This window comes from Vibrio sp. YT-19(2023) (genome assembly GCF_033337395.1).
This window is the reverse complement of record NZ_JAWOQN010000097.1, coordinates 1-1,468: the sequence shown is the minus strand read 5'-3', so window position 1 is coordinate 1,468 and position 1,468 is coordinate 1. Positions and strand designations below refer to the sequence as shown.

Here is a 1,468-nt window from a genome sequence, read left to right as displayed (position 1 = left end):
AATGGCAATTTTTAGCGTGGCTTTGATGTTTTCCACTAACAGCACCCACTCTTGGGGTGTCACTTGACCTGCTTGTCGGGTTGGGAGAATACGAGATTTAAACAGAGATTCATTGGCGTAAATATTCCCCACACCGACCACGACCTTGTTGTCCATGATGAACTGCTTTACCGCGACACGCTTGCCTTGCGATTTATCGGCAATGTACTCGCTATTAAACGCATCAGTTAGAGGCTCTGGTCCCATATGATCAAGTACCGCATGGGACTCACCAGGAGCGCACCATAGCCAAGCACCAAAGCGTCGAGGGTCGTTATAACGCAGCACTTTACCATTTGTAAGTTTGAGATCGACATGATCGTGCTTAGCCGCAGGAAAATCAGCATCCAACACACGTAACGAGCCTGACATTCCAAGGTGCACAATAGCAGTCCCTGTATCCGTTTCTATGAGCAAATACTTTGCGCGACGATGAATGGCTCGAATCACTTGCCCTTCAAGCAATTTCAGCTCTTGCGGGATATCCCAGCGCAGTTTGGGTGTGCGAAAAACAAATGCCTTAATCGTTTGTCCAACCATATGTGGACTAATACCCATCCGGCTTACTTCAACTTCTCGTAATTCAGGCATTTAATTCTCCTTAAAACACTCAAAGCCTTACTGAAAGGCAGTTAGCATAATCGAAAAGTACAAGCGTCAACACTGCTTACCTACGAGGTTATTGACCACCTCTCACTGAGGCATGATGTAATTGCTCTCAACAGAAATCGCGATCCACTTGTCTTGCCAATTCTTGAACAACCAAAAATCATGAAGACGATAAAGAGTAATTCGCTGCGGTTCTTCGACGCCTTGATACCAGACTTCGATGGTTTCTGGTGTGCCTAACTTATCTTTAAGAGTGTCGTATTGCTGCGCAGATAACTCCGTACCTTCGAGCGCTTGCCAGCGAGCAATAAGTTCAGATAGAGGGAGAGGAACATCTGCATTCGCATGCCATCGCCCATCGCGAAACTCCAATTCAAGACTATTGGAATAAATAGCGCTAACCAAATGATCAGTTCGAAGTAAATGCGGATAAGGATCAACGTTCTCTGACAACAAGTACGTTTTGATCCACATCGGTGCATTTAAGATCACGATAAACGCGATAATGCCCAATATTAGAATATTGTTCCAACGGCGACGGCGAGTCGGACTAATACGCATAACGGTTCCTACTATCTTAGTTCTAGTGACAAACTAACAAAGGTTACAGGAATTGACTAGAGCATCAGCATGTAAACATGGTGAAGGTGGATTTGAAGGAATAGTGAGGATTTCAGATAATAAAAAACCCAACTCGAAAGTTGGGTTTTTCCAATCGTCAAAGAGACAAAACCAATTATTTGATTTTTGCTTCTTTGTACATAACGTGCTCGCGTACAACTGGATCAAATTTCTTGATCTCAAATTTGCCTGGCATGTT

Annotated in this window: 3 protein-coding genes; all 3 read right to left on the bottom strand. The window is 44.0% G+C overall.

The features are described 5' to 3' along the window. A partial coding sequence (gene mutM / locus R7E78_RS24090) for a bifunctional DNA-formamidopyrimidine glycosylase/DNA-(apurinic or apyrimidinic site) lyase (RefSeq protein ID WP_318058332.1) occupies window positions 1-630 on the bottom strand: 630 nt, incomplete at its 3' end. 102 nt (window positions 631-732) lie between these two features. After that, window positions 733-1,209, bottom strand: coding sequence for a hypothetical protein (locus tag R7E78_RS24085; RefSeq protein WP_318058331.1), 477 nt, complete (start codon window positions 1,207-1,209; stop codon window positions 733-735). 175 nt (window positions 1,210-1,384) lie between these two features. Then, window positions 1,385-1,468: 50S ribosomal protein L33 (gene rpmG / locus R7E78_RS24080; protein WP_318058333.1), on the bottom strand; the 84-nt coding region annotated here is incomplete at its 5' end.